Origin of the sequence: Puia sp. (assembly GCF_036500295.1) — a bacterium.
Taxonomy (GTDB): domain Bacteria; phylum Bacteroidota; class Bacteroidia; order Chitinophagales; family Chitinophagaceae; genus Puia.
Genome location: NZ_DASYCH010000003.1, coordinates 148,696 through 173,209, shown reverse-complemented (window position 1 = coordinate 173,209; position 24,514 = coordinate 148,696). Strand labels below are relative to the sequence as shown.

Annotated in this window: 15 protein-coding genes; 4 read left to right on the top strand and 11 right to left on the bottom strand. The window is 56.2% G+C overall.

What is annotated here, in order from left to right:
* Positions 1-8 precede the first annotated feature (8 nt).
* The 5 genes from VGM48_RS01445 to VGM48_RS01425 form a co-directional block, all read right to left on the bottom strand.
* Positions 9-2,393, bottom strand: coding sequence for an ABC transporter permease (locus VGM48_RS01445; RefSeq protein ID WP_331575860.1), 2,385 nt, complete (start codon positions 2,391-2,393; stop codon positions 9-11).
* A gap of 110 nt (positions 2,394-2,503) precedes the next feature.
* Complete coding sequence (locus VGM48_RS01440; RefSeq protein ID WP_331575858.1) at positions 2,504-3,190, bottom strand: LytTR family DNA-binding domain-containing protein; 687 nt, start codon at positions 3,188-3,190, stop codon at positions 2,504-2,506.
* Positions 3,180-4,190, bottom strand: a complete 1,011-nt coding sequence (locus VGM48_RS01435) for a histidine kinase (RefSeq protein ID WP_331575856.1) — start codon at positions 4,188-4,190, stop codon at positions 3,180-3,182. The genes VGM48_RS01440 and VGM48_RS01435 overlap by 11 nt, the downstream gene beginning before the upstream one ends.
* A 2-nt stretch (positions 4,191-4,192) precedes the next feature.
* Positions 4,193-4,957 carry an ABC transporter permease gene (locus VGM48_RS01430; RefSeq protein WP_331575854.1) on the bottom strand — a complete coding sequence of 255 codons (765 nt, stop codon included), beginning with the start codon at positions 4,955-4,957 and terminating at the stop codon, positions 4,193-4,195.
* Positions 4,954-5,679 (bottom strand): ABC transporter ATP-binding protein, encoded by a 726-nt coding sequence (locus VGM48_RS01425; RefSeq protein WP_331575853.1) that lies wholly within the window; start codon positions 5,677-5,679, stop codon positions 4,954-4,956. The genes VGM48_RS01430 and VGM48_RS01425 overlap by 4 nt, the downstream gene beginning before the upstream one ends.
* Positions 5,680-5,829: 150 nt before the next feature.
* Between VGM48_RS01425 and VGM48_RS01420 the strand changes: the two genes are divergently transcribed.
* A complete protein-coding gene (locus tag VGM48_RS01420) occupies positions 5,830-8,847 on the top strand; it encodes an FG-GAP-like repeat-containing protein (RefSeq protein ID WP_331575851.1) in 3,018 nt (1,005 codons plus the stop codon).
* 27 nt (positions 8,848-8,874) lie between these two features.
* Here the strand turns inward: VGM48_RS01420 and VGM48_RS01415 are convergent, their stop codons facing one another.
* Both VGM48_RS01415 and VGM48_RS01410 read right to left on the bottom strand, forming a co-directional pair.
* Positions 8,875-11,262 (bottom strand): phosphoketolase family protein, encoded by a 2,388-nt coding sequence (locus tag VGM48_RS01415; protein ID WP_331575849.1) that lies wholly within the window; start codon positions 11,260-11,262, stop codon positions 8,875-8,877.
* A complete protein-coding gene (locus VGM48_RS01410) occupies positions 11,259-12,440 on the bottom strand; it encodes an acetate/propionate family kinase (protein WP_331575847.1) in 1,182 nt (393 codons plus the stop codon). The genes VGM48_RS01415 and VGM48_RS01410 overlap by 4 nt, the downstream gene beginning before the upstream one ends.
* A gap of 30 nt (positions 12,441-12,470) precedes the next feature.
* On the opposite strand from VGM48_RS01410, the gene VGM48_RS01405 reads away from it, so the two are divergent.
* A complete protein-coding gene (locus VGM48_RS01405) occupies positions 12,471-13,034 on the top strand; it encodes a hypothetical protein (RefSeq protein WP_331575845.1) in 564 nt (187 codons plus the stop codon).
* A 57-nt stretch (positions 13,035-13,091) separates the two neighbouring features.
* Entirely contained in the window at positions 13,092-14,423 is a 1,332-nt protein-coding gene (locus VGM48_RS01400; protein WP_331575843.1) for a vanadium-dependent haloperoxidase, read from the top strand.
* A gap of 65 nt (positions 14,424-14,488) precedes the next feature.
* Here VGM48_RS01400 and VGM48_RS01395 read toward each other — a convergent pair whose 3' ends face one another.
* Genes VGM48_RS01395 through VGM48_RS01380 form a run of 4 tightly spaced genes read right to left on the bottom strand, consistent with a single transcriptional unit; the run spans position 14,489 to position 21,134 of the window.
* Positions 14,489-17,632: a bile acid:sodium symporter gene (locus tag VGM48_RS01395; protein WP_331575841.1), complete on the bottom strand. Its 3,144-nt coding sequence runs from the start codon at positions 17,630-17,632 to the stop codon at positions 14,489-14,491.
* Between the two features lie 43 nt (positions 17,633-17,675).
* A complete protein-coding gene (locus VGM48_RS01390) occupies positions 17,676-19,061 on the bottom strand; it encodes a mandelate racemase/muconate lactonizing enzyme family protein (RefSeq protein WP_331575839.1) in 1,386 nt (461 codons plus the stop codon).
* Between the two features lie 4 nt (positions 19,062-19,065).
* Positions 19,066-19,995, bottom strand: a complete 930-nt coding sequence (locus VGM48_RS01385) for an RraA family protein (RefSeq protein ID WP_331575837.1) — start codon at positions 19,993-19,995, stop codon at positions 19,066-19,068.
* The gene (locus VGM48_RS01380) at positions 19,992-21,134 is read right to left on the bottom strand and encodes a mannonate dehydratase (RefSeq protein ID WP_331575835.1); all 1,143 of its coding nucleotides are present in this window, start codon (positions 21,132-21,134) and stop codon (positions 19,992-19,994) included. The genes VGM48_RS01385 and VGM48_RS01380 overlap by 4 nt, the downstream gene beginning before the upstream one ends.
* Positions 21,135-21,274: 140 nt before the next feature.
* Between VGM48_RS01380 and VGM48_RS01375 the strand changes: the two genes are divergently transcribed.
* Entirely contained in the window at positions 21,275-24,499 is a 3,225-nt protein-coding gene (locus VGM48_RS01375) for a TonB-dependent receptor (protein ID WP_331575833.1), read from the top strand.
* Positions 24,500-24,514 lie beyond the last annotated feature (15 nt).

Below are 24,514 nucleotides of genomic sequence, written 5' to 3'. Positions count from 1 at the left end.
TCTGACCGCTATTCTGATCTTAAGCTGTCTACGGGATTGGCCGTTGCAGCCCTGAAAGACTGATAACCGATGGTGACGATCGTAATACCGACAGCGGCAACCGCCGTCAGGACAAAGACATCATAGCCAATGTCCACCCGGTAAGCGAACCCTTCCAGCCAATGCCGCATGGCCAACCATGCCACCGGAAACGCAATGGCAATAGCAATCCCGACCAGCACGACGAATTCCCGGCTCAGCAGGTACGCCACCTGTACGACCGATGCACCTATCACCTTGCGGATGCCGATCTCCTTCCGGCGCTTCTGGGCGGTAAAAGCCGCCAGCCCAAACAACCCCAGGCAGGAGATGAGAACCGCCAGACCGGCAAAATACCGCGCCAGGACCCCTACCCTGATCTCAGCGGAATATAACTGGTTGTAATACTCGTCCAGGTATTTATATTCAAAGGCCATCCCGGGATTGAATCGCGTATAGGCCGTCTTTACCGCTGCGATCGTCGAAGCCTCGCTTCCCTTTCTCAGCTTCACGAGCACTTCGTCGCCCAGGGGGTAGCTCCGGAACAGGGCGGGCTTCACCGACTGATAGACGGATTCGAAATTGAAGTCTTTTGCCACCCCGACGATCGTCCGCTTCTCGTCGAACACCTGCACAGTCCTGCCGATCGGCTCCTTCAATCCCATCGCCCGGATCGCCGCCTCGTTGAAGATGATCTCATGCTCGGCGTTTGGATTCTGGGAGAAGTACCGGCCTTCCTTAAGTTTTATCCCCATCGTCTCGAGGAAGTTGTAGCCTACTTCGAGATTGGCGAAATTCAGCTTGCTTTGATCGGGGTTCCGTCCGGGCCAGTTGAGTCCATACACGGAGCCATGGTCTCCCAACAGATTGTGCAATTCTCCGGCAGCATTGACGACGCCGGGAACGTTATTCAATTCCTTTATGAACGAGGACGCAGCAACGATCGTTGCGGAATCCATCTTTATCGGGATGCTGAATTGGATGACCCGGTCGCGGCTGTAACCCGTATCCCGGGACTCGATGTAATTGATCTGCCGGTAGATGATCATTACCCCGGCAATAAAGATGACCGAAAGCGTGAACTGAAAAACGACCAGCCCCTTACGTGCCCACAACTCGCCCAGCGAGGTGCGAAGCGTCCCCTTGAGTACGGCCACGGGCCGGAAGGCCGATAGATAAAAGGCGGGATAACTGCCGGCGACAAGCCCGGTGAGGATCGTCATCCCCAAAACCGCCAATATCAGCGGCGCCGTAAAAGAAAGATGTAATTGCTTTGCGGTAATCTCATTGAAGGCGGGCAACAGCAAACTCACAAGGGCAAGGGCCACGCCCAGCGACAGGAAACTGAGCAACAAGGATTCCCCGAGGTATTGAATGATCAGAGAGCCCCTGCCCGCCCCCACCACTTTCTTGATGCCCACTTCCTTGGCCCGATGTGCGGCCCTGGCCGTAGACAGGTTCATGAAATTGATGCAGGCGATCAACAGGATGAATGCAGCAATAAGGATAAAAAGCCGCACATAGGTGATCCGCCCCCCGCTCTGTACGCCGTTCTCATAATTATTATACAGATACCGGTCCCTGAACTTCGCAAGAAACCAGGCATCCACTTTTTCCTTATTGGCCTTCTGCTGGCCAAAGCCGGCAAGCTGCTTGTCCAGCGCCGCGATGTCCGCCCCGGCTTTGGTCAAAACAAAAGTCTGGGGATCGGTGCTTGTCCAGGTCTGAAGCCAGTTCTTTTTCTCGAGGAACAACGCATAGTTGAACAGGAGGTCAAACTGTTCGGTAGCATTGGCGGGGTTGGGCCGAAACACCCCCCTGACGACAAAGTCGCCCGAAAGATCGAACTGGTCGTAGTGGATCGTCTTGCCGATGATATCCCGGGTGGTCCCGAACAGCGCCATCGCATAGGGTTCGGAGAGGGCAACACCCTGCTTGTCCGCAAACAGTTGCCGCCGGTCCCCCTGAAGAAAGGGGCAGGCAAACAAGGCAAAATAATTACTATCGATGTATTGGGGACGCGCCTTCAGTTTCTTATCCGCGACTCCCGCAACACCGCCGGGATGGAACCAGGATGGCGGTACCAGTTCCGTGGCATTCTCCACGGCCGGCAACTCCTTTTTCAACGCCGTCGCGAGGATGCCCGGAGTGCCCCACCCGACGTCGATTACATTTTCCCCCTTATGCCGGACCATCACCTGGTACAGCCGGGCGTCATCCGGGTTATATTTCTCCATGTTGAGCTCGTCGACAACCCACAGACCGATAAGCAGCGTACACGCTAATCCAACGGAGAGACCCAAAACATTAAGAAACGTGAACTGGCGATCCTTGATCAGGTTTCGCCAGGCGATCTTGAAGTAGTTTTTAAGCATGACGATAATACCGCTAGGATAATGCCCGATTTTCAGCAATCTGAAAACCAATATTTTGTGCATCAAACACAACCCATCGTTGTTCGGAATCGATACAGGAACTGTCCGCCCTAGCCCGTGAGCAATTGCAGAAAAGCCTTCTTATAGGTTTCCGACAGGGGGATCTCCACCGTTCCGATCCGGATGAGGTCCCGCTCCACCGCATCGATCTTATCGAGCGCCACCATATAGGATTTATGCACCCGGCAAGCAATAGAGGGGGGAATATTTTGCTCCAGTTCGCCAAAGGTCTGCAGGGTCATGATCTGCTTGTCCCGCGCGAAGATGCGGCGATAGTCGCGCATGCCTTCGATATACAGCAGATCGTCCAGCGCCAGTCGTTCCAACCGGTATTCGGTCTTTACAAAAAGAAACCGCTTCAGGGACGGGGCCGCAGGCTTCGCACGCAACGCCCGGACCCGGTCGATAGCCTGCACAAATCGCTCGAACGTGTAAGGCTTCAGCAGATAGTCCGCCACCTGCAGGTCAAAGCCCTTCAGCGCATACTCATGATAGGCAGTGCTGATGATCACCTGGCTGCGCACCTTCATCGATTCCAGCAGCTGAATGCCGGAGAAATCGCCCATATTGATGTCGAGAAAGATCAGGTCGGGCTCGCCGGCTTGCAGATAACCAAGGGCATCGATACCGTTGTCAAACGCCCCCACCAACCGCAGGAACGGCAGCCTTTCCAGATAACCCCGGATACGTTCCTGCGCCAGGGGTTCGTCCTCGATGATGATACAGTCAATTTGCATGAGCGGAGAGAATTAATGTGGTTTTATAGGTGTCCGCACCGGCCTCCACTTCCAGCACATGCCGGTTTGGATACAAAAGCATCAGCCGCTTGCGGATCAGGCTGTCCCCGAGTCCGCCGGCTGGCCCTGTCGCTCCCGCGGCTTTACGCTGGTATTGGTTCTGGCAATCGAATCGGATGCTATCCGCGGCCAACCGGAAATGGATCCGGATGTCGGCTTTCTTTTCCCCGTGCTTGAAGGCATTTTCGACAAACGGCAGAAAGAGCATCGGCTCGATCATCCATTGCCCCGACTCCCCCTCCACCGTATATTGGATCGACTCAGGATGCGCCGTCCTGATCTTTTGCAGCTGGATATACTTTTCGATGGTGCTCAACTCATCGGCGATCGGGATCTTCTCCGTCCGCACTTCATAAAGCATGAACCGCAATAGTCCCGACAACTGTTGCAGATAACCCGAGGCGCGCACCGCATCCTTCTCGATCAGCACATCGATATTGTTGAGGGTATTGAACAGGAAATGCGGATTCAGCTGGCTGCGTAAAAGCATCAGCTCCATCTCGGTGTTCTTACGGCGAAGCTCTTCTTTTATGCGGATCTCCGCATACCAGGTGATAAATCCCCGGATGACGAGGCCCAGGATCCCGTTGACAAAGGCGATAAAGGCCAGCACAAGCAGCAGCTCCTTCGAAATTTGAAAAGGGAACCAGGGAAACACCCGCATCAGCCCCAGCGTAATAGCACCGCAAAAAAGCGCGGCAGCGATCGCCGCCGCACCCAGCAATATCAGGCGCCGGCGTTGCAGCAGCCGGGGAAAAAGCAAAAAATAAAAGCTGTAAAAGGCCAGCAGGGCCGGAATAGTGAACGCACCGCCGGGCATCAACAGGACTCTCACCGGAAAATGAAGCGAACGGGTGCTCAGTATCGCAAACAGCAGGATCAACAACCCATACATCCCCCAATAACAGCAATGCAATCCTATGACGGCGACCCTTCTCATGACTATCCTTTCTCCTTTCGCGTAATATAAAGAATATATGCCAATCCGGTGAACAGCAGGGCATAACCCGCCGCCCAGTAATGCGTATGAAATTTCTCCGCCGCCCTGCCCACGAAATTATAAGCGCTGTAGGTATAGGGGATCCAGTAACCATACCGCCAGTGAACGGCGATCATCGAAGCGACATACAACCCCAGCCCCACGCCCAGCGGGATAAGGAAATTTTTGAACCGGAGGCCGAGCAGGTATTGCAAGGCCACCACCGGCAGGATATCGAGAAAAAAGCGGGCGCTGCCGTCGAGAACCGCCTTCCAGGGAAAGGCCTCCGCCGGATAAGCAACATTCCGGAAGAAAAGCCCGGGAACCGCACCCGTCAGCCAGATGCCCACCGTAAAAAGCAGGAAGAACTCCAGCAGCATCACCCCGATCACCGCCAGCTTTGCCAAAAAGATCGTCGTCAGCGATTGCGGCGTCGTGCACAGTTGCTTCCAGGTGTTGTTGCGGAATTCAAGCTGGGTGATCAGACTCGTGGCGAGGACTACCCCCATCGGCAAAAACAGGGTGCCCATCAACTGCCAGTTGCGGTTATACAAGCTTTCCCAGATACGCGGTTGCCCGTTGGCAACGGCGAGGGCGCTCGGATCATCGATCCGGGCGATGATGATGATCACCGGGATAAGGATGCTGCCGATCACGGTGAGCAGCGATGCCGCCGTACGTTTCTTCTTCAGCCATTCACTTCCAAAGCTGTGGATAAATCCGGTCATGCGCGTTTCTTTGTCAGGTGAATAAAGATGGTTTCGAGATCGTCGCCGTTCCGGCCTTCCCGCAATGTTTCCAGCGTCCCCTGGAATAAGAGCTGCCCTTTATGGATGATGCCGAGATGGGTGACCAGCTTTTCCATCTCGGCGAGCAGATGACTCGAGACAAGAAGGGTAACCCCCTGGCGGTTCAGCTCCCGGAACAGTTCCCGCATTTCGATGATCCCCTCGGGATCGAGACCATTGGTCGGCTCATCGAGGATCAACAAGGCGGGATCGTTCAACAATGCGATCGCGATACCCAACCGTTGCTTCATTCCGAGAGAAAAGCGGCCGGCCTTCTTTTTACCCGTATCCGCAAGTCCCGTCAACCGAAGGACATGCCCGATGCGGTCCGGCGGACAACGATAGATCTTCTGCAACACCCGGAGATTCTCCACGGCGGTTAGCTGTGAATAGACGGAAGGACTTTCGATCAGCGATCCCAGCTTCGGGAGAATAGCCATGCGGTTCTCCGCAAATGGTTTTCCAAAGACCCGGATCTCGCCCTGCTGTTTTTTCAGCAATCCAAGGACCAGTCGAAGCGTTGTCGTTTTTCCCGCGCCGTTGGGACCGAGAAAGCCATAGATACTGCGTTCCGGTACACGAAGGTCAAGTCCGCTCAACACGGGCGCATCGCCCGAAAACCGGTGGCTCAGCCCGGTAGTTTCAAGAGAAAGAGTTGTCATGGACCAAAAATAGCCGCCCCGCTGGCATCCGGCGGCCCCATCCTGCCAATCAGCACTTTATGTCTGCAAAACCGTCATGAATAAATGTTTTTTATATATGTTTCTCTTTACACATTCTTTCTATTATCTTACCGTCAAATTCAATACCTCATGCCGAACCTCTACCCTGGCATTAAACCATTATTTGGTAGTGGACGACCGTGTGTCCTCCTGTTCACTATCCTGTTTCTCCCCTTCCTGGTTTTTGCCCAACCCGTTATCACCGGCTTTAGTCCCCAGTCGGGGGCCGTTGGTTCAACGGTGACCATTACCGGCAGTAACTTCGGCGCTTTACCCGCAGCCAATATCGTCTTCTTCGGATCGGCGCCCGCGACCGTAACCGCAGCTTCTTCCACGTCGCTTACCGTCACGGTTCCCGCGGGAAGCAGCTACCAGCCACTGACGGTGACCGCGGGTGGATTGACGGCTTCTTCGGCACACCCGTTTATCACGACGTTCATCGATCCCGGACAGTTCACACCGGATGCCTTTTCCACCATTTTCACCAAACCCACCGGCGCCGGACCACAAAGCATTTTCACCATCGACATCGACGGAGATGGTAAACCCGATCTCGTCGTCGCAAATGGCGATGCCAACACCGTAGACATCTTTCGCAACACCAGCACGCTCGGTACCGTCTCGTTCACCCTCGCGGTCGACTATGCACTGCCTTCCGGTTACTATCCCATTGCCGTCACAGCCGGCGACCTGGACGGGGACGGAAAACCGGACCTCGTTGTTTCCAACTACCAGGTGCCGAAACTGGCTATCTTCCGCAATACGAGCACCTCGGGAAATATCTCCATCGGTTCGCCGGTATACTATGCCCTCGGGAATTACACCACCGGGCTCACCGTAGCGGATTGTAACGGGGATGGGAAACCGGAGATCGTCGCGGCCAGCGACGTGAACGATATGGTTTCCTTCTTTATTAACAATAGCACCACCCGCACGTTGGCTTTTTCACCCAAACAAGACCTGCACCTTCCCGCCAATACCCAGCCCTACGATGTCATCGTATCCGACCTGGACGGCGACGGCAAACCCGATCTGGCTTCGGTGAACGCCATGGCCAACTCGGTGTCCGTCTTTCGCAACACGGGGGCCATCGGCGGCCCGCTTTCCTTCGACGTCAATGTCGACTTTTCCGTCGGCGCCGGTCCAATGGATCTGGCGGTCGGCGACCTCGACGGGGACGGTAAACCCGATCTCGCGATCGTCAACAACGCCGATGCCTCCATCACGATCTTACAAAATGCAAGCACTCCCGGCAACATCGATCTCCAACGGGGAACCGACGTACCTACCGGTACCCTAAATCCCGGCAGCCCCTGGGCGCTGGTGATGGCCGATTTCGACGGCGACGGGCTACCGGATATCGCCAGCCTCAACCAGCTGGACAATACGGTTTCCATCCACAAGAATACCAGTACACCCGGCTCTCCTTCGATAGCCCCCAATGTCGACTACCCCTGTGGAGACGTTCCCTGGGCGCTGGCGACCGCCGATTTCGATGGCGATGGCCTGCCCGATCTGGCCATCGTCGACAATACGTCGGCCAATATCACCCTGCTGCGAAACAAAAATTCAAACGAACCGACCATCACTTCGTTTACTCCTTCATCGGGCCCAGCCGGTACCGTCGTCACCATCACCGGTAACAACCTGGGCGGAGCGACAGCCGTCAGCTTTGGCGGGGTAGCCGCCACGGCCTTTACGGTCAACTCGCCCACAAGTATAACCGCCACGGTAGGCAACGGCGGAACAGGCCTGGTCACTGCCGTAACTCCATCGGGTCCCGCCAGCCTGGGTACATTCACCTATGGCGTGCCGTCCCCGACGATCACCGGCTTCTCCCCCATCTCGGGTTCACCCGGAACGGTGATCACGATCAACGGCGCCAATTTCACCGGCGCTACCACCGTCACCTTCGGACCCACCTTCGCGGCTTCCTTCACGTTCGTCTCGGATAACCAGATCACGGCGGTCGTCGGTAACGGCACAACAGGAGCCGTCACCGTAAAAACGGGTCCCGGAAGCGGATCACTAAGCGGCTTTACCTATGTTCCGCCTCCCGTCACCATATCGTCCTTCAGCCCGCAATCCGGCTCGCAAGGGACCCAGGTGGTGATCAAAGGCCATGGGTTCCTCACGGCACAAAGCGTCAGCTTCGGCGGGACGGCCGCCGCCAGTTTCACCGCGTATGGCGATACATCCATCATCGCCATCGTCGGCTCCGGCGCCTCGGGGGATATCAGCATTACAGGCTCCGGCAACACCGACTCCCAAGCCGGCTTTACCTATGTAAACAATACTACCCCTCCGTCCAACCTGATCGACCTCACTTCCTTCTCGCCGATGAGCGGCACCACGGGCGATACCGTCTATATCTATGGATCGCATCTGACCACCGCCAACAGCGTCAGCTTCGGCGGCACACCCGCCGCATTGTTCCAGGCGCTTTCCGATAATGAAATGTTCGCCGTCGTCGGCGCGGGATCCACCGGGTTCGTAAGAGTGGCCAATAGCACATCGGCCGACTCGGTCCAGCTGTTTACATATACCTACGATTCGACGAAATTGTCGAATTCCAGCGCCTTCCAGTTGATCAAATTCACCGGCCTGCTATCGGGAAGTAATAACACGCAACTGCAATGGCAGGTAAAGAACGATGCAAGCATTTCTTATTATGCCATCGAGAAAAGCAATGACAGTATCGTGTTCAACATCGTCAGCACCGTCAAGTCTGTCCGGTCCAACGGCGCAAGCCATACCTATGCGTATACGGACCCCGATGCCACCACCGGGGCCAGCTGGTATCGCCTGAAAATGCAGGATACCACCGCATCTTATACCTATAGCACGAAGATCAGGTTGCAACCCGTCATCCAGCATGTACATCCCAACCCGGTGAAATACGGTTTCTTTTACTTTGACCCGCCCGATGCCAACAGCCCTTCGCAGCTGAAGCTGGTCAGCATGTCGGGGGTGATCATGCAGACCATGAACATCGCAGCGGGGATCCCGCAGACCACCGTCAACGTTCCGGGCATGCCGCCGGGCGCCTACCGGCTGACCTGGACCAACGGAAAACAATCCGCCTCCTGGACAATATTGATCCTATAAAAAGAATGCCGCCTCGGGCGGCTTTCTTTATTGAGTCCATTTCCAGTTGAGAACTTCGGGTAGATCGATCCCCTCCTCCCGGATATAATTCCGGTGCCGGATAAGGATGTCCTGCATGTCCTGCTTGAGATAGGCCGCCCGTTGTCCCAATTGCGGCAGCCGGTCGACCACATCCATCACCAGGTGAAACCGGTCCATATCGTTGAGCACGGTCATATCAAACGGAGTAGTGATGGTTCCTTCCTCCTTATATCCCCGCACATGAATATTGTGATGATTCGTTCGCCGGTAGGTGAGCCGGTGGATCAGCCAGGGATAGCCATGATAGGCAAAGATCACCGGTTTGTTCTGCGTGAACAGCAGATCGAAATCGGCATCGCTGAGCCCGTGCGGATGCTCGGTCTTCGGCTGCAGCTTCATCAGATCGACGATATTGACCATCCGTACCCGCAGATCCGGCAGGCGCTGCCGGAGAATGGAGATGGCGCCCAGGATCTCCAGCGTCGGCACATCACCCGCCGCCGCCATCACGACATCGGGCTCCGAGTCCTGGTCGTTGCTGGCCCAGCCCCAGATACCCGCGCCCTTCGTACAATGCAACACAGCCTCGTCCATCGTGAGCCATTGCGGCGCGGGATGTTTCCCCGCGACGATGACATTGACATAATGCCGGCTGCGCAGACAATGATCCATCGTTGACAGCAGACAGTTGGCGTCAGGCGGCAGATACACCCGCACCACCTCCGCTTTCTTATTGACTACATGATCGATAAAACCGGGGTCCTGGTGCGTAAATCCATTGTGATCCTGCCGCCAGACATGGGAGGCCAGCAGGTAGTTGAGCGAAGCGATCCTCCGCCGCCAGGCGATATCGCGCGTCACCTTCAGCCATTTGGCATGCTGGTTGAACATGCTGTCGATGATATGGATAAAGGCTTCATAGCTGTTGAACAGTCCATGACGCCCAGTCAGCAGATATCCTTCCAGCCAGCCCTCACACTGATGCTCACTGAGGACCTCCATCACCCGCCCATCGGCGGCGAGGTATTGATCCTGAGGAATGATCGTTTCTTCCCATTGCCGGTTGGTGGCGCTGAATACAGCATCCAGCTTGTTCGAGAGGGTCTCGTCGGGTCCAAAGATGCGGAAGTTGCGTTCTCCGGCATTGCATCGGATGATGTCCGCCAGGAATGCCCCCAGCACGGTGGTGTCGGACGCCTTGACGACGCCATGGCCTTCTATGTTGACGGCATACCGGCGAAAATCAGGCATTTGCAGGTCCCTGAGCAACAGCCCGCCGTTGGCATGCGGGTTCGACCCCATCCGCCGGAGCCCCACCGGCGCCAGCTCAGCCAGTTCCGCCCGCAAGGTCCCCCCCTGATCAAACAGCTCCTCGGGACGGTAGCTCTTCATCCATTCCTCCAGCTGTCGCAGATGATCGGGGTTGGTGGCAGGATCGGGTATCGGCACCTGGTGACTGCGGAAGGAACCTTCTACGGGAAGCCCGTCAAGCATCTTCGGTCCCGTCCATCCCTTTGGACTTCGCAGGACCAGCATCGGCCAACGGGGCCGTTCACCCATGCCGTTGCCGGACACCGCGGCATCCCGGATGATGCGGATATTTTCGATGATGGTATCCAGGGTCGCCGCCATGGCCCGGTGCATCGTTTCAGGTTCATCCCCCTCAACGAAATAAGGTTGCCAGCCGTAGCCCGTCATCAGCTGCTCCAGTTCGCCCCGGGTCATCCGCGCCAGCACCGTAGGATTGGCGATCTTATAGCCATTGAGATGAAGGATGGGCAGCACCGTGCCGTCGGTCACCGGGTTCAAAAATTTATTGGAATGCCAGGCCGTTGCCAATGCCCCCGTCTCCGCTTCCCCATCGCCGATCACACAGGCCACCAGCAGCCCCGGGTTGTCAAAGACGGCGCCAAAGGAATGACTGAGAGAATAACCCAACTCACCCCCTTCATGAATGGAGCCCGGACACTCCGGCGATACATGACTGGGAATACCGCCGGGAAAAGAGAATTGCTTGAACAGCCGCTGTAACCCGGTCTCATCCCGGCTGATATGCGGATAAACCTCGCTGTACGTGCCGTCCAGATACGTACTGGCCACCAGCGCAGGGCCGCCATGTCCGGGACCCGAGACATAGATCATGTCCAGATCGTATTGCCGGATCAGCCGGTTCAGATGAACATAGATAAAATTCTGTCCGGGAGTGGTACCCCAATGGCCAAGCAACAGGTGCTTGATATGCCCCGGCTCCAGCGGCTTCCGAAGCAGCGGATTATCGCGCAGATAGATCTGGCCCACGGACAAATAATTTGCGGCGCGCCACCAGGCGTCCATCCGTTGCAGCGCCTCATAAGAAAGCGCATCTTTCGGTTGTGTCAAGGTTTGCGTTGTCATAAAAAGTGTTTAACCGTTTTTGCGATCATCCATTCCTCATCGGTGGGAATCGCATAGACCCCCACACGGGTATCATCCGCGGAAAGAAAAAGATCGTTATGGCTGTTGGCGCGTTGGTTCAGCCCGATCCCCAGATAACCCAACCCGGAGCAGATCCGGCTGCGGATGGCCGGCGACCGCTCCCCGATGCCGCCGGTGAATACCACGGTATCCAGCCCGCCGAGCACCGCCGAATACGCCCCGATGGTCTTCTTCACCTGGTAACAAAAAAGCGCTATCGCCTCCGCGGCCCGCGGATCGCTGCTTTCCTTTTCCAGCAGGTCCTGCATATCCGGACTGGTCTCCGATACTCCCAGCAGCCCGCACTCCCGGTTGATCAGCTGACTGAACCCGTCCGCACCCAGCTTCTCTTTATCCAGCAACCACCAAAGGACACCCGGGTCGAGATCACCCGGGCGGGTACCCATCACGATCCCGCCCACGGGAGTAAACCCCATGGTGGTGTCGACACTGACGCCGTCTTTTATAGCGGCAAGGCTGGCGCCATTACCCAGGTGGGCAAGCACGACCGCGCCATTGGCAACGCGAGCCCCGGCGATCCGCATAAGCTCCTCCAAAATATAGGAATACGACAATCCATGAAAGCCATAGCGTTGCAGACCGGCCGCGGCATACCGCCGGGGAATGGGCAGCACCCGGGCCACCGGGGGCAGGCTGCTGTGAAAGGCCGTGTCAAAACAGGCGATCTGTGGAAGATGAGGATACCGGTCGCCAAAGCACCGGATCAGCTCGATCTCTCCGGGCAGGTGATCGGGATCGTAAGCACTGATCCGCCGCAGATCGTCGAGCAGCGCGTCATCCACCAGGGCAGCCTGCCGGTGCTGAAGACCGTGTACCACCCGATGCCCGATCGCCGCCAGCGGCATCACCCCCTCCACCTCCTGCAGCCAGTCGGCCAGCGTTCCCGCCGCTTCGGCTATGCCGGAGGCTTTTACCGGCAGCCTGCCATTCTTTTCTGTTCGCTTATTGGTAAACGTTAGCTCTGTATTCACCAGGCCGATGCGGGTGATCTTCCCGGAGAGCCATTTAACCGGCGGATCATCGCCGCTGTACAGCGAGAATTTGATACTGGACGACCCGCCGTTGACAGCCAGAATATTTTTATTTCGGGTATTCATTATTTAGGTAAGTTTAGCTACCTTGTAACGTTGTTTAAACGGATTGCGACCATATTATTAGCAACTTTTCTGCTGTTCAATTGGGTAGGATACTGGCTTTTCATTTCCTGGTACGAAGGCCGGGAGGAGGCCCGTTGGGAAACACGGCTGGATCACCAGCAGTTCGACCGCGGTGAGTTGATCCTGTTCAAAATATCCGCGGCAGCAATCCCCTATCCGGCTTCTTCGGTCTCGTTCGAACGGGCCGACGGCGAACTGGAGGTCGGCAACATCCACTACAGATATGTGCTGAAAAGGTTGTACAACGATTCCATCGAATTTCTTTGTGTCCGGGATAACGAGACCGGTCAGATCCGGCGCGCAAAAAGCGAGATCATCCATCTTGCCATCGATCCCCCGGATGGAAACGGCCACGGCAAATCTTCCCCCGCCGGGAAAATATCCCCGCCGCTGCTCACCATTTTCCATCAGCAAAGTCCCGCATTCGCTATCTGCAATTTTCCTGCCCGGAAAGAAAAAAGAGGGTTGGACAAGACCCCTTCGCTAAGCCCCGGGTATACCCGCATGGGCTGGCAGCCCCCCAGGACGGCATAGGATAAACCTTATCCCTGTCCATCTATCTATTGTCTATTCTATTTAACCCGTTGATAAATGAAGAAACGTCTTTGTCTTTTTGCCTTCGTGGCAATCCTCTTTTCCGCATGTCAATCCAAAAGCGACTACGATAAGATCTTCAAAGATCCCAACCTCTACTGCGCCACCGTTCACCAACTGAATACGGTCGTCATGGGGAACAATTTTGGCCCCATCGTCGCTTCGCGGAATTATCTCTACGCCGCCGTAGCCGGTTATGAGTGTATCGCCGGCGGTTATCCTGCTCGCTTCCAATCTCTCGCCGGTCAGCTGCATGGCCTGCAGTCCGTCCCCAGGCCGGACACCACCACGCAAAAGATCGATTTCGAGCTGGCCGCCCTGCTGGCCTACTGCAAACTCGGCGAGGCGGTGACCTTCCCGGAAGGAAGCATGCGCACCTATGTGGACAGCCTCAAAACAATGGCCACCGACCATGGCATGTCTTCGGATATGCTCGCCGCTACCATCGCGTATTCCGATACCGTTGCCGCAGCAATCAAGGCCTGGTCGAAAAAGGACCACTACGCCGAGACCCGCGGCGCTCCCGAATACATGGTGAACGACTCCCCCGGCAGATGGGTGCCCACGCCACCCGCCTATACCCCCGCCATGGAACCGCACTGGAGCGAGATCCGCTACGTGGCCATGGACAGCGTCCAGCAATTTATGCCGCACCCGCCTTACACTTTCACCGTAACCGATAAAAAAGCCCCCTATTACAAAGAAGTGAAACTGATCCAGAACAAGGGCGATAGCCTCACCCCCGAAGAAGCATGGATCGCCGATTTCTGGGACGACAACCCTTTCAAATTAAATGTCTCCGGCCACCTGATGTTCGGCACCAAGAAATTCTCGCCTGCCGGCCACTGGATGGGGATCACCGGCATCGCCGCGCAAAAAGCCGGCGCGGACTTCCAATTGACCACAGCCGCCTATGCCAGGACCGCCGCAGCGCTTTTCGACGCCTTTATCCAATGCTGGAATGTGAAATATATTTACAACACGCTGCGGCCGGAGACCGCCATCAACAAATATTTCGATGCCAACTGGCGGCCCCATCTTCAAACACCGCCCTTTCCCGAATATACCTGCGGCCATTGTACTATCTCTGCCGCCGCAGCCGAAGCCCTGACCACCGAATTCGGGGATAATTTCGCCTATACAGACACGACCGAACTGGAGTTCGGCATCAAAAGCCGGAGCTTTACCTCCTTCCGCCAGGCGGCAACGGAAACCGCCAATTCCCGTTTCTACGGCGGTATCCATTATAAATATTCCACCGATATCAGTCGCGTGATGGGAACCGATATCGGTCTCCTGATCGCCGACCGGATCAAGCTAAAAAAATAGCCCGGCCCACCAATAGACCGCTCCGCCAAACGAATATCCCGATCCCCACCAAACGGTGGGGATCCTTATTTCAACGCAAAAGCAATATACTTCCCGCCGAACGGCCCTCCACGGCCGCCGCCATCGGCGATCGCGACATACTGTTTCCCGCCCACCGAGTAAGTGATCGGCGTCGCATAGGCGCAGACCGGCAACTGATATTCCCACACCACCTTACCCGTCTTCCGGTCAAAGGCCCGGAACTTACTGTCACGGGTACCCGCAATAAAAAGAAGCCCGCCCGCAGTTACCAGCGGACCGCCATACGACTCCGTACCCGTCGCCGGAATTCCTTTCTTCGCCAGCTCCGGATACTCACCCAGCGGCACCCGCCAGAGATAATCGCCCGTGTTCAGGTCGATGGCATTCAGCGTTCCCCACGGTGGCTTCGTAGCGGGATAGCCCTCTCCATCGGTAAAGTTCTTCCAGACCTTGATGACATATTCCGGCTGATAGGGAAACCCGGAAGCTGCGGCAGTAGTCCTGACCTCCTCGCTATGCTCATTTTTGGCCGGCATCGCCCAGGGTCTTAAAAGATAATCGGCTATCGCTTTCCGGTCTTCGGCCGTAAGCGTCGGAAAGGCCGGCATTTTGCCGCTGCCGCTGGCGATCAGTTTCTGGATATCCTCCGATCCGCGCCGGCTGCGCGTCAGGTCGGGATATTGATTCGGACTACCCTTCCGGTCACGACCATGACAGGCGGAACAATTGGTCAGGTAAAGCGCATTGCCCCGCGATACCCTGGCCAGCGCTTTCTCCCAATCGGCGAGCGAAAACAGTTGCAGATCCCAGAAATCTTCGTTGGCATTCTGATAAAGGATACCGTCGGGATCGGCAGCATTGCCGCCCCACTCCGCGCCCCCGCTATAGCCCAGCAGCAGCGTGCCCGTGGTATCGGGCGGCAGGAATTTGTTGTAGGGCCGTTTTATCTCCCGGAAACGCTTCTCCACAAAAGCATGCGCCTCCGGCGAAAGGTTCGTCAGATCGGAATCTGCAAGCGTCTGCCTCGATAAGGGCGCGGGCTTTACCGGATATCGCTGCCTGGGCCAGGGATGCTCGCCGGGAAGCCCGGCCACCGGGACCTCCCGCTCCTCCACCGGGAACAGACTCTTCCCGCTATCCCGGTCAAGAACATAGATCATCCCGTCCTTGGTGGTCTGTACCACGGCATCGACCACACGCCCCGCATGTCTTACCGTTACCAGGTTCGGCGGACAGGGGATATCCCGGTCCCAGAGGTCGTGATGCACCGTTTGATAATACCACGCCAGCTTACCCGTCTCCGCGTGAAGCGCGACGATGCAATTCGCAAATAGATTCTCCCCCGCCCTGGCCCCGCCATAAAAGTCAACAGACGGACTGCCCGTCCCAAAAAAGACAAGGGCGCGCTTTTCGTCAACGACAAGCCCGCCCCAGCAATTGGCACCGCCAATCTTTTGATAGGCGCCGGGCGGCCAGGTGTCATAGCCTTCTTCTCCCGGCTGCGGGACCGTGTGGAAGGTCCATTTCAGTTTTCCCGTGACGACATCGAAGCCCCGTACATGACCGGGCGCGGCGTCGCCGCCTTCGGAAACACTGCTTCCGATGATCAGCGTATTCTTATATAATATCCCCGGCGTGGTGGCCGTCACCATCAGCCGATCGACGGAATGACCAAGCTGGTGATCAAGACCTTCATGCAGATCCACCATCCCATTCGTACCGAAGCGGCGTACGGGCTTGCCCGTGACCGCATCCAGGGCATAAAGACCGGAGCCCGTGCTGAAGAGGATGCGCTTATCCGCCCCATCCTCCCAATACAGCACCCCACGATTGGTGTTGAACCGCATCCGTTCATAGGGCGCCGAAAATTTCCACAACGCCTTCCCCGTCGCCGCATCGGCTGCGAACAACCGCAACTCCGGCGTCGTCCCATAAAGAACGCCATTCACCACGATCGGCTGACACTGGATCTCATGCCGCTGTGCGCTGCTGTCCGTATTCTCGCCGGTATCGTAGGTCCAGGCGACCGCCAACCCGGCAACATTGCCGGTATTGATCTGCGCGAGCGGCGAATACCGGTTACCAGCCTTGTTTCCACCATAGGCGGGCCAGTCGGTGTCTGCCGCACCATCATCCCGATGATGCGGTTCACTCCGGCAACCGGCAAGTAACGTGACTCCCGCGATCGCCATAACGAGCAGCGCGGCGCCGGCGACAGGAAGGCCGCTCGTTTTCGTGGCGCCGGCCTTGCCACCGCCCCGTCCCTCCGGCGGCTTCCGATGCCAGTAGGACGCAAGCAACGAACCGGTGGTATTCATCAGCGGTCCGAAGATAGCAGGCGCAAGACCCACCGTAGCGATCTTGCCGAGTCCCTTGGCGAGTCCCGAAGCAAGACCCGCATTCTGCATCCCGACCTCGATAGCCATCGTCCGGCAGTCCCGCTCGTTCATCCGGAACAGCCGCCCCGACCAATACCCCAGACAATAACCCAGCAGGTTATGGGTCAGCACCAATACGATCAGCAACGGCCCGATGGTCAGCAGGCTGTTCCTTCCCGCCGCCGTAATGATCGTAATGATAACGGCGATGGCGCCCATCGACACCAATGGCATAGCCTTATCCAGCCACTTGACCTTTCCATGAAAGAAATGATTGAAGAGGAGCCCCGCCCCGATGGGGATGATCACCATCTTCATAATGTCCAGCGTCATCGCGGTGACATCGATGGCGATCATCTGCCCCGCCAGCCACTTCATCAACAGCGGCGTCAGCAAGGGCGACAGCAAGGTGGAGATCGCCGTAAGGGTCACCGAAAGCGCGAGGTTCGCCTGCGCAAGATAAGAGATGACATTCGAGGCAAGCCCATTCGGCGAACAGCCCACAAGGATGATCCCGGCCGCGATCTCCGGCGGAAGCCCGCTGATGCTGGCCAGGCTAAAACCCAACAGAGGCATGATCAGGTAGTGGCTGAATACCCCGATGACGACACCCTTCGGCTGTTTGATGACCCCCGCGAAATCATGAACGCTCATGGAGGTCCCCATGCCGAACATAATGACCTGCAACAACGGGGTGATCAGCCCGGCCAGCTTGTATCCGCCAATGGCCGTAAAATATTTTGGAAAGCAAAGCGAAATGATCACGGCGGCGATGATCACCAGGGTGTAGGTAAAATCTTTTCTTTTCATATGCAGTTTTGTCTGGCCTCCGGCCGACGGACCTCCGGCCCGTCTAGCTAAAGATCCTGTCATGACTGCGCAGATCGTTCCATTCCGGCGTCGGCGCAAAATAACTTTTATCCTTTGTGGTGAGATGTTTCTTCACTTCCTCGTCGTTCAGCTCAATGCCGAGACCCGGCGCGGTCAGCGGGACATTGGCAAAACCTTTGGTGATCAGCGCGCGGCCATCGGTCGTCTTCACCAGGCTCTCCCACCACGGAACATCGATGGAATGATGCTCCAGCGCAAGGAAATTCTGAGTGGCGGCAGCACAATGCACATTGGCCATAAAACTGACGGGCGTACCCGCCTGATGCATGGCCATCGCGATGCCATGCTCCTCGGCATAGTCGCCGATATGCTTCGTCTCGAGTAAGCCGCCGCTGCTCACCAGATCAGGGTGAATAATATCGACGGCATGGACATCGATCAGCGGTTTGAAGTTCTTTAACAGATAGATATCCTCCCCGGTAAGCGTCGGCGTTTCGAGCGCATCGGTGATCGTCTTCCATTGATCGGTCCGCTCCCAGGATACGATATCCTCGAGCCAGGCAAGCCGGTACTTCTCCAGCGCCCTTCCCAGCCGGATGCCGTTGTTCAGGTCGAAATGCCCATAATGGTCTGTCGACAACGGAATGGAATAACCGACCATCCCACGCACATTCTCGACGATCTTCGCCATCTCTTCAAAGCCCTTGTCGGTGATCTGGATCTGCGTAAAAGGATGTTCAGTGTTTGCATACGACATAGGGTCGCCCTGCCATTGGTTGAGGGCCGGCCCCCAGTAATCCGCGTTCACCAGCGTGCCCGGGATATCCTTGATCTCGCCGATGCCCAGATCCATCTTCAGCCAGGTATAGCCCTGCTCCTCCAGCCGGTAACGGATCAGCTTCCGCTGCTCCTCCGGAGATTTGGCCTCGGGCGTGTCCGCATACAGGCGGATCTTATCCCGATAGCGGCCGCCCAGCAACTGCCAGGTCGGAACGTTGTAGGCCTTGCCGCAAAGATCCCAAAGCGCGATCTCGACGCCGCAGACGCCGCCGGCTTGCCGGCTCGGGCCGCCGAACTGCCGGATCATCTTAAAGATCATCTCCACATTGCAGGGATTCTGGCCGAGGATGCGGCTCTTCAGCATCAGCGCATAGCGCTCATCCGCACCGTCCCGCACTTCTCCAAGCCCATAAATTCCCTGGTTGGTATCGATCCGGATAATTGCCGTCCGCCCGACGTTCTGCACAACGGCATACCGCATATCGGTGATCTTGAGATCGGAAGGCGCCGAATCCCGCCGGACGTTTCTTGTGGTTTGCGCCACCCGATCCCCAAAGGACAACCGGTCCAGCCCGCTGAACGCAAGCCCGCCCAGGGCGGCGTTCTTCAGGAAGCTTCTTTTATCCATAATTTTAATAATTACGCTCCTTGAGATAATCATCCAGTTCCTTCTTCGACATCGGCAGCTTTCCGGGATAATGACTCAGCCAGTTCAGAAAATCCTTCTTGATCTCCTCGGTCCACTCGCTGTCGATCTGCCCGGTGAGGTATTTCTTTTCCCGCAGCCGCTGATGACCGAATTCATCCCTTAGCTGGGTCACCTCAGACGTGATCACCACCTCCTGACAGAGAAAGGCGGGAATGAAAATAACCCCCCATTTGTTGGCCAGCACGACATCCCCCGGCAATACCGTCGCTCTGCCGATCCGGACCGGCTGATTGATAGAGGTGAGCATCATCTGCTGGATATACGATGGGTCCGAGCCCTTGACCCAGCCGTTAAACCCCTTTATCTCGCTCAGCCCCGCCATGTCCCGCACACTCCCGTAGAAGATGACGCCGCGATGCGAATGCGCATAAATGGAGTTGCCCAGATTGTCGCCGATCAACGTCCCATCCGCCATCTTCTCATAGCTGTCCGCTACATATACATCCCCGTCCACGAGAATATCGATGGGCCAGGAATTGGTGCCGCCATGCTGACCGCGGCCCTCCGCCTTCCCCTCCGCCTTGATCAGATCGGCAAAGTCCGGCCGCAACGGCATATACTGCGCCGTCACCACCCGGCCTGTCATCACGCTGTCTGAGTTGATCACCTGCCAGTTGCCTTCATACTGGTTCTGATACCCCCTGTTGCGCAATACCCCCCAGATATCTTCCAATCCAAGCCCCTTTAACCGCTCAAGCAGCTCATCAGACACTTTTGGCCGGCCATCGGCAAACCGCTCGCCCTTCCATTGCGAAGTAAGTGCCTTGATGTACTCGGGCCCCGCGGCCACCGTCTGAGCCTTACTGCTAAAACAGCTAAAAATAATAAGCGCGGAAAAAAGCTTTTTGTTCATATGCTGTGCGATTGTTTACTGACTGCTTCCATCAGCCCGCGGATATATCCGTTGGCATAAAGGGTACCGATGGTGCTGTACCCGGGGAAAGAATTGCTGTCCTCCGCCATCGTGGGTACATGGTCCGGCCGGATCGGCCCCCGGAAACCGATCTCATAATAAGCCTTCATCGCCTCATACATGTCAATCTGCCCCTCATCATGAAAGGTCTCTTCAAATTTATATTTTCCTCCCCGAACATTACGAAAATGTACAAAATGAATCGCCTTCCGCTTCCCAAAATCCCGGACGATGGCAGGTATATCGGCCCCCATTAGCGAGAAATTCCCCTGGCACATCGTGATCCCATTGCTCGGACTCGGATACAGGTCCAGCATCCGTTTGAAGTTATCCACCGTGGTCATGATCCTCGAAATGCCCCTGATCTGGTCCACCTGAGGATCATCGGGATGCATCGCCAGTTTGATTCCCGCCTTCTCCGCTTCCGGCACCACGGCCCTCAGAAAATATTCGAGGGTCTTCCATAACTGATCTTTGGACACGGTTCCATATTCCGTCGGCGACAGGTCTTTCGCCGCCACGTTGTCAAACGCCGTGACAAGAGCACCGCCCCGGCCTTTTTTTGCATTATCCGTCCGGTACCAGCCGATCACGGGCATCCAGTTATAACAGATCGTATCGATCCCGACTTTGGATAGGTTGTGCATAAACGTTATAAAGTTGGCGATCTCCTCATCCCTGCCCGCCAATCCCAATTTCGTCTTCTCACCAAGCGCCGGCGGCCCCTCGACGACGGTCATTTTCAAGCCCTGGTTGTCCCAGGCGTTCTTCACGGCCTTTACCGCCTCCAGCTCCCAGGGCTTCACCTCGTTCAATCCCACCATCCTGGTGTTGATTCCGCCCACAGCCCCCAGCACATCCATCTGCCGGCACAAGGCGATCTTATGCTGGTTGAACCCGTCGAAATAGGCTTCCGACATCTGCATCCCCGCGTCGCGGATGATGGGTCCCTGCTTTCCGGGAACGTTCCCGGACCCGGGCAACGTAACACGCATGGCATGGACTGCAGTTCCACCGCCTGCAAGCGCCGACGCCACCACCGCAGTCTTACGGATAAACTCCCTCCGGTTCGCTTTCATGTGATGAGTATTTTTCTAAAGATAATTGCAAAAAATTTGCAAAACAGTAATTACCCAGAAAAGGATAAAATAGTATTACATAAATAAAGAATATATGACGAAATTTAACTTGTCATTCTAACATTTAAATTAGCTTGCTTATGCCAAAACACTCCTGCCACCCAGGTGCGGGGAACATTTTGCTTCGACTGCTGCGTCCTATTATCTTCACTTCCCTGCTGACCCTTCTTTTCGACATTCCGGGATTCTCCCAGGCCACGCCGGTCACCGGCAAGGTCATCGCAACCGAGAACGGGAATGAACTACAGGGAGCGACCATAAAGGTCAAAGGGTCGAACACCGTCGTAGTCACCGCAACGGATGGTACGTTCACGGTCAATGCCGGTCCCCACGATATTCTCACGGTTTCGATGGTTGGTTACACCTCACTGGATATTCCTGTCGACAACAGGACTTCCATCAATATCAATATGATCGCCGACCCGCGCTCCCTGCAAGGGGTCGTGGTCATTGGGTATGGCGTCGCGAAACGCCGGGATCTGACGGGCTCCGTCAGCAGCGTCAGCTCCGAACAGATCGCGAAAGTGCCGATCACCTCCGCGGAACAGGCCCTGCAGGGCCGCGCGGCCGGCGTACAGGTCCTCAATAACGACGCCTCCCCCGGCGGCAACACCAGCGTCCTGATCCGGGGCATCGGCAGCCTCGCAAGCGGTGGCAATAACCCGCTCTACGTAGTGGACGGCTACCCCACCACCATCGGGATCAATAACATCAATCCCAATGATATCGCTTCGATAGACGTGCTGAAGGATGCCTCCGCGACAGCCGTCTACGGCATCCGCGCCGCCAACGGCGTGGTGATCATCACCACCAAAAAAGGATTGAAAGGGAAGACTCAGGTATACTATGACATGTATGAAACCGTTCAATCCCGGCCAAGAGAATACAAACTGCTCAACGCGCAACAATGGGCTACCCTGTCCAACGAAGTGGAAGCAGCCGATTCGACCCACTCCTATCACGGATTACCTATCTGGCACACACCCGATGCCCTGCACAGCGTCGACTGGCAAAACGCCCTTTATCAAACGGGTCTGACGCAGAATTACAGCATCGCCATGCGGGGCGGCAACGATAAAACCCAGTCCGCCTTTTCGGTCGGCTATTACGATCAGAAAGGCATCGCGCTGCGTTCTTACTTCAAAAGACTGACCGCCGGTCTAAACCTGGATTACCAGCCTGTCAAATGGCTCCGGTCCTCCACCAGCGTCAAATACACCTATCAGGATGCCGTCAATCCCTATACAGTCCCATCCGGCGGCCAGGGATCGCTTTTCCAACTGGCGGTAAACCCACCCACGCTGGACAGCGGCAACCGCCTGACCAATCAGATCAAGGATGGCAAAGGCAATTATGGCTTTTACAATCCTGTCAATCCCAATGTATTCAAGTTCAACAACCCGGTCTATACCGTCGAGTCGAACCAGTACAAGAACATCACCAACTTCGTACTGGCCAGCACCTCGCTGGAAGTGACGCCTTTTGACGGACTCCGGCTCAAGACCAACGCCGGGCTGAATATCAGCGATAATTCCAGTTCATTCTTCTCCCCCGAAGACGCCCGGGCCAGTATTCAATTCCCGGGATCGATCGTAGCCAGCGCCAACTACCACCAGAGTGTGAATAATACCTTCGAATGGCTATGGGAGAACACGGTGGCGTACGATAAAACCTTCGGAAGACATACCCTCAATTTTGTCGGCGGCCTTTCCGCGCAAAAGACCACAAACACGCTGATGGGCGCAGGGGGCATCCCGCCGAACAGCGGCATCCGCGATCTCGGCCAGTTGACCAATCTCACCTTCGACAAATATGGCAACGGCCAGTCGATCGCCACCCTGGCCTCCGAATTTGCCCGGTTGACCTATCAGTTTGACGACCGGTTTATCCTCACCGGCACCATCCGGCGGGACGGTTCCTCCAAGTTCGACACCGGCCACCAATACGGCGTATTCCCCTCCGGCGCCATCGCCTGGAAAATAATGAACGAATCGTTTATGAAGCCCGTCACCTGGCTTTCCGACCTGAAGCTGCGGGGCAGCTATGGTCACGTGGGTAACCAGAGCGCTATCGGCCTGTTCCAATATGCAGCGCTGTACTCCGGGTATTTCCCGGCCAATCTGAACGGCAACGGCAACGACAATCTTGGTTATCCTTTTGACAAGGTGTACCAGAATGGTATCGCCCAGACACAACCCTCGAATCCCAATCTGAAATGGGAAACGGATATTCAGACGGATATCGGTCTGGATGCGGCCTTTCTTGACAACGCCCTCACTTTCACCGCCGACTGGTTCAACCGGAACTCAAAGGATTTCCTGCTCACCCTCGCAGCGCCGGCACAGACGGGGTACAATTTCATCACCCGGAATGTGGGCAGCATGAATAACAAAGGGGTGGAGTTTGCAGTCAGTTACCGGGGCAACAAAGGAAAGGATTTTCAATATGGCATCACCGCTACGGTGTCGGCGATCAGAAATAAGCTGACCAGCATCGTATCTGGAACGAATTTCGTCTCGAACTTCGGCGGTCTCGGACTGACGGGACAGGGCTGGGATGAATTTTCAAGGTCCTACGTAGGCGGACCGATAGGCGAGTTCTATGGGTATAAGTCTCAGGGCATCTTCCAATCCCAGGCGGAGGTCAAAGCCCTCAACACAAAAGCGCCGGGTGGTATCTACTACCGGGCTGCAACAAGCGCAGGCGACCGCCGGTTCGCAGACATCAACGGCGACGGCGTGGTGAATGCCGACAGCGACAGGGTAAAGCTCGGCAACCCGCAACCCAAGTTCTTCGGCGGCCTGAACCTCGACGCCTCCTGGAAGGCATGGGACATCAACCTGTATTTCTATGGAGTGTTTGGGAACAAGATCCTCAACTATATCGAAAGCGACCTCCAGACCTTTCAGAAAAGGGGTTCCGAAGGAGTGGAGAACGTCAGCCAGAAGTATTACAACAACCACTGGACACCGGCTCATCCTTCCAATCAATACACCAGGGCACTGGCCAATGATGACAATACCCTGAACAGCGTGCCGAACAGCGCCTTCGTCGAGAATGGGAGTTTTTTGAAGTTGAAGAACCTGACCATCGGGTATACCCTTCCGGAAGCCCTGGCAAAAAGGGTCTCGCTGTCGAGGCTGAGGCTTTATTTTTCAACCCAAAACCTGTTCGTCATCACCAAATACAGCGGACTCGACCCGGAAGTCGGGATACAGTTCGGCAATGCGACACAGAACGGGGTCGATAACGGAACCTATCCTCCATCCAGGTCGTACACCTTTGGCCTGAGTGTTTCATTTTAACAAAAGATCGAAAAA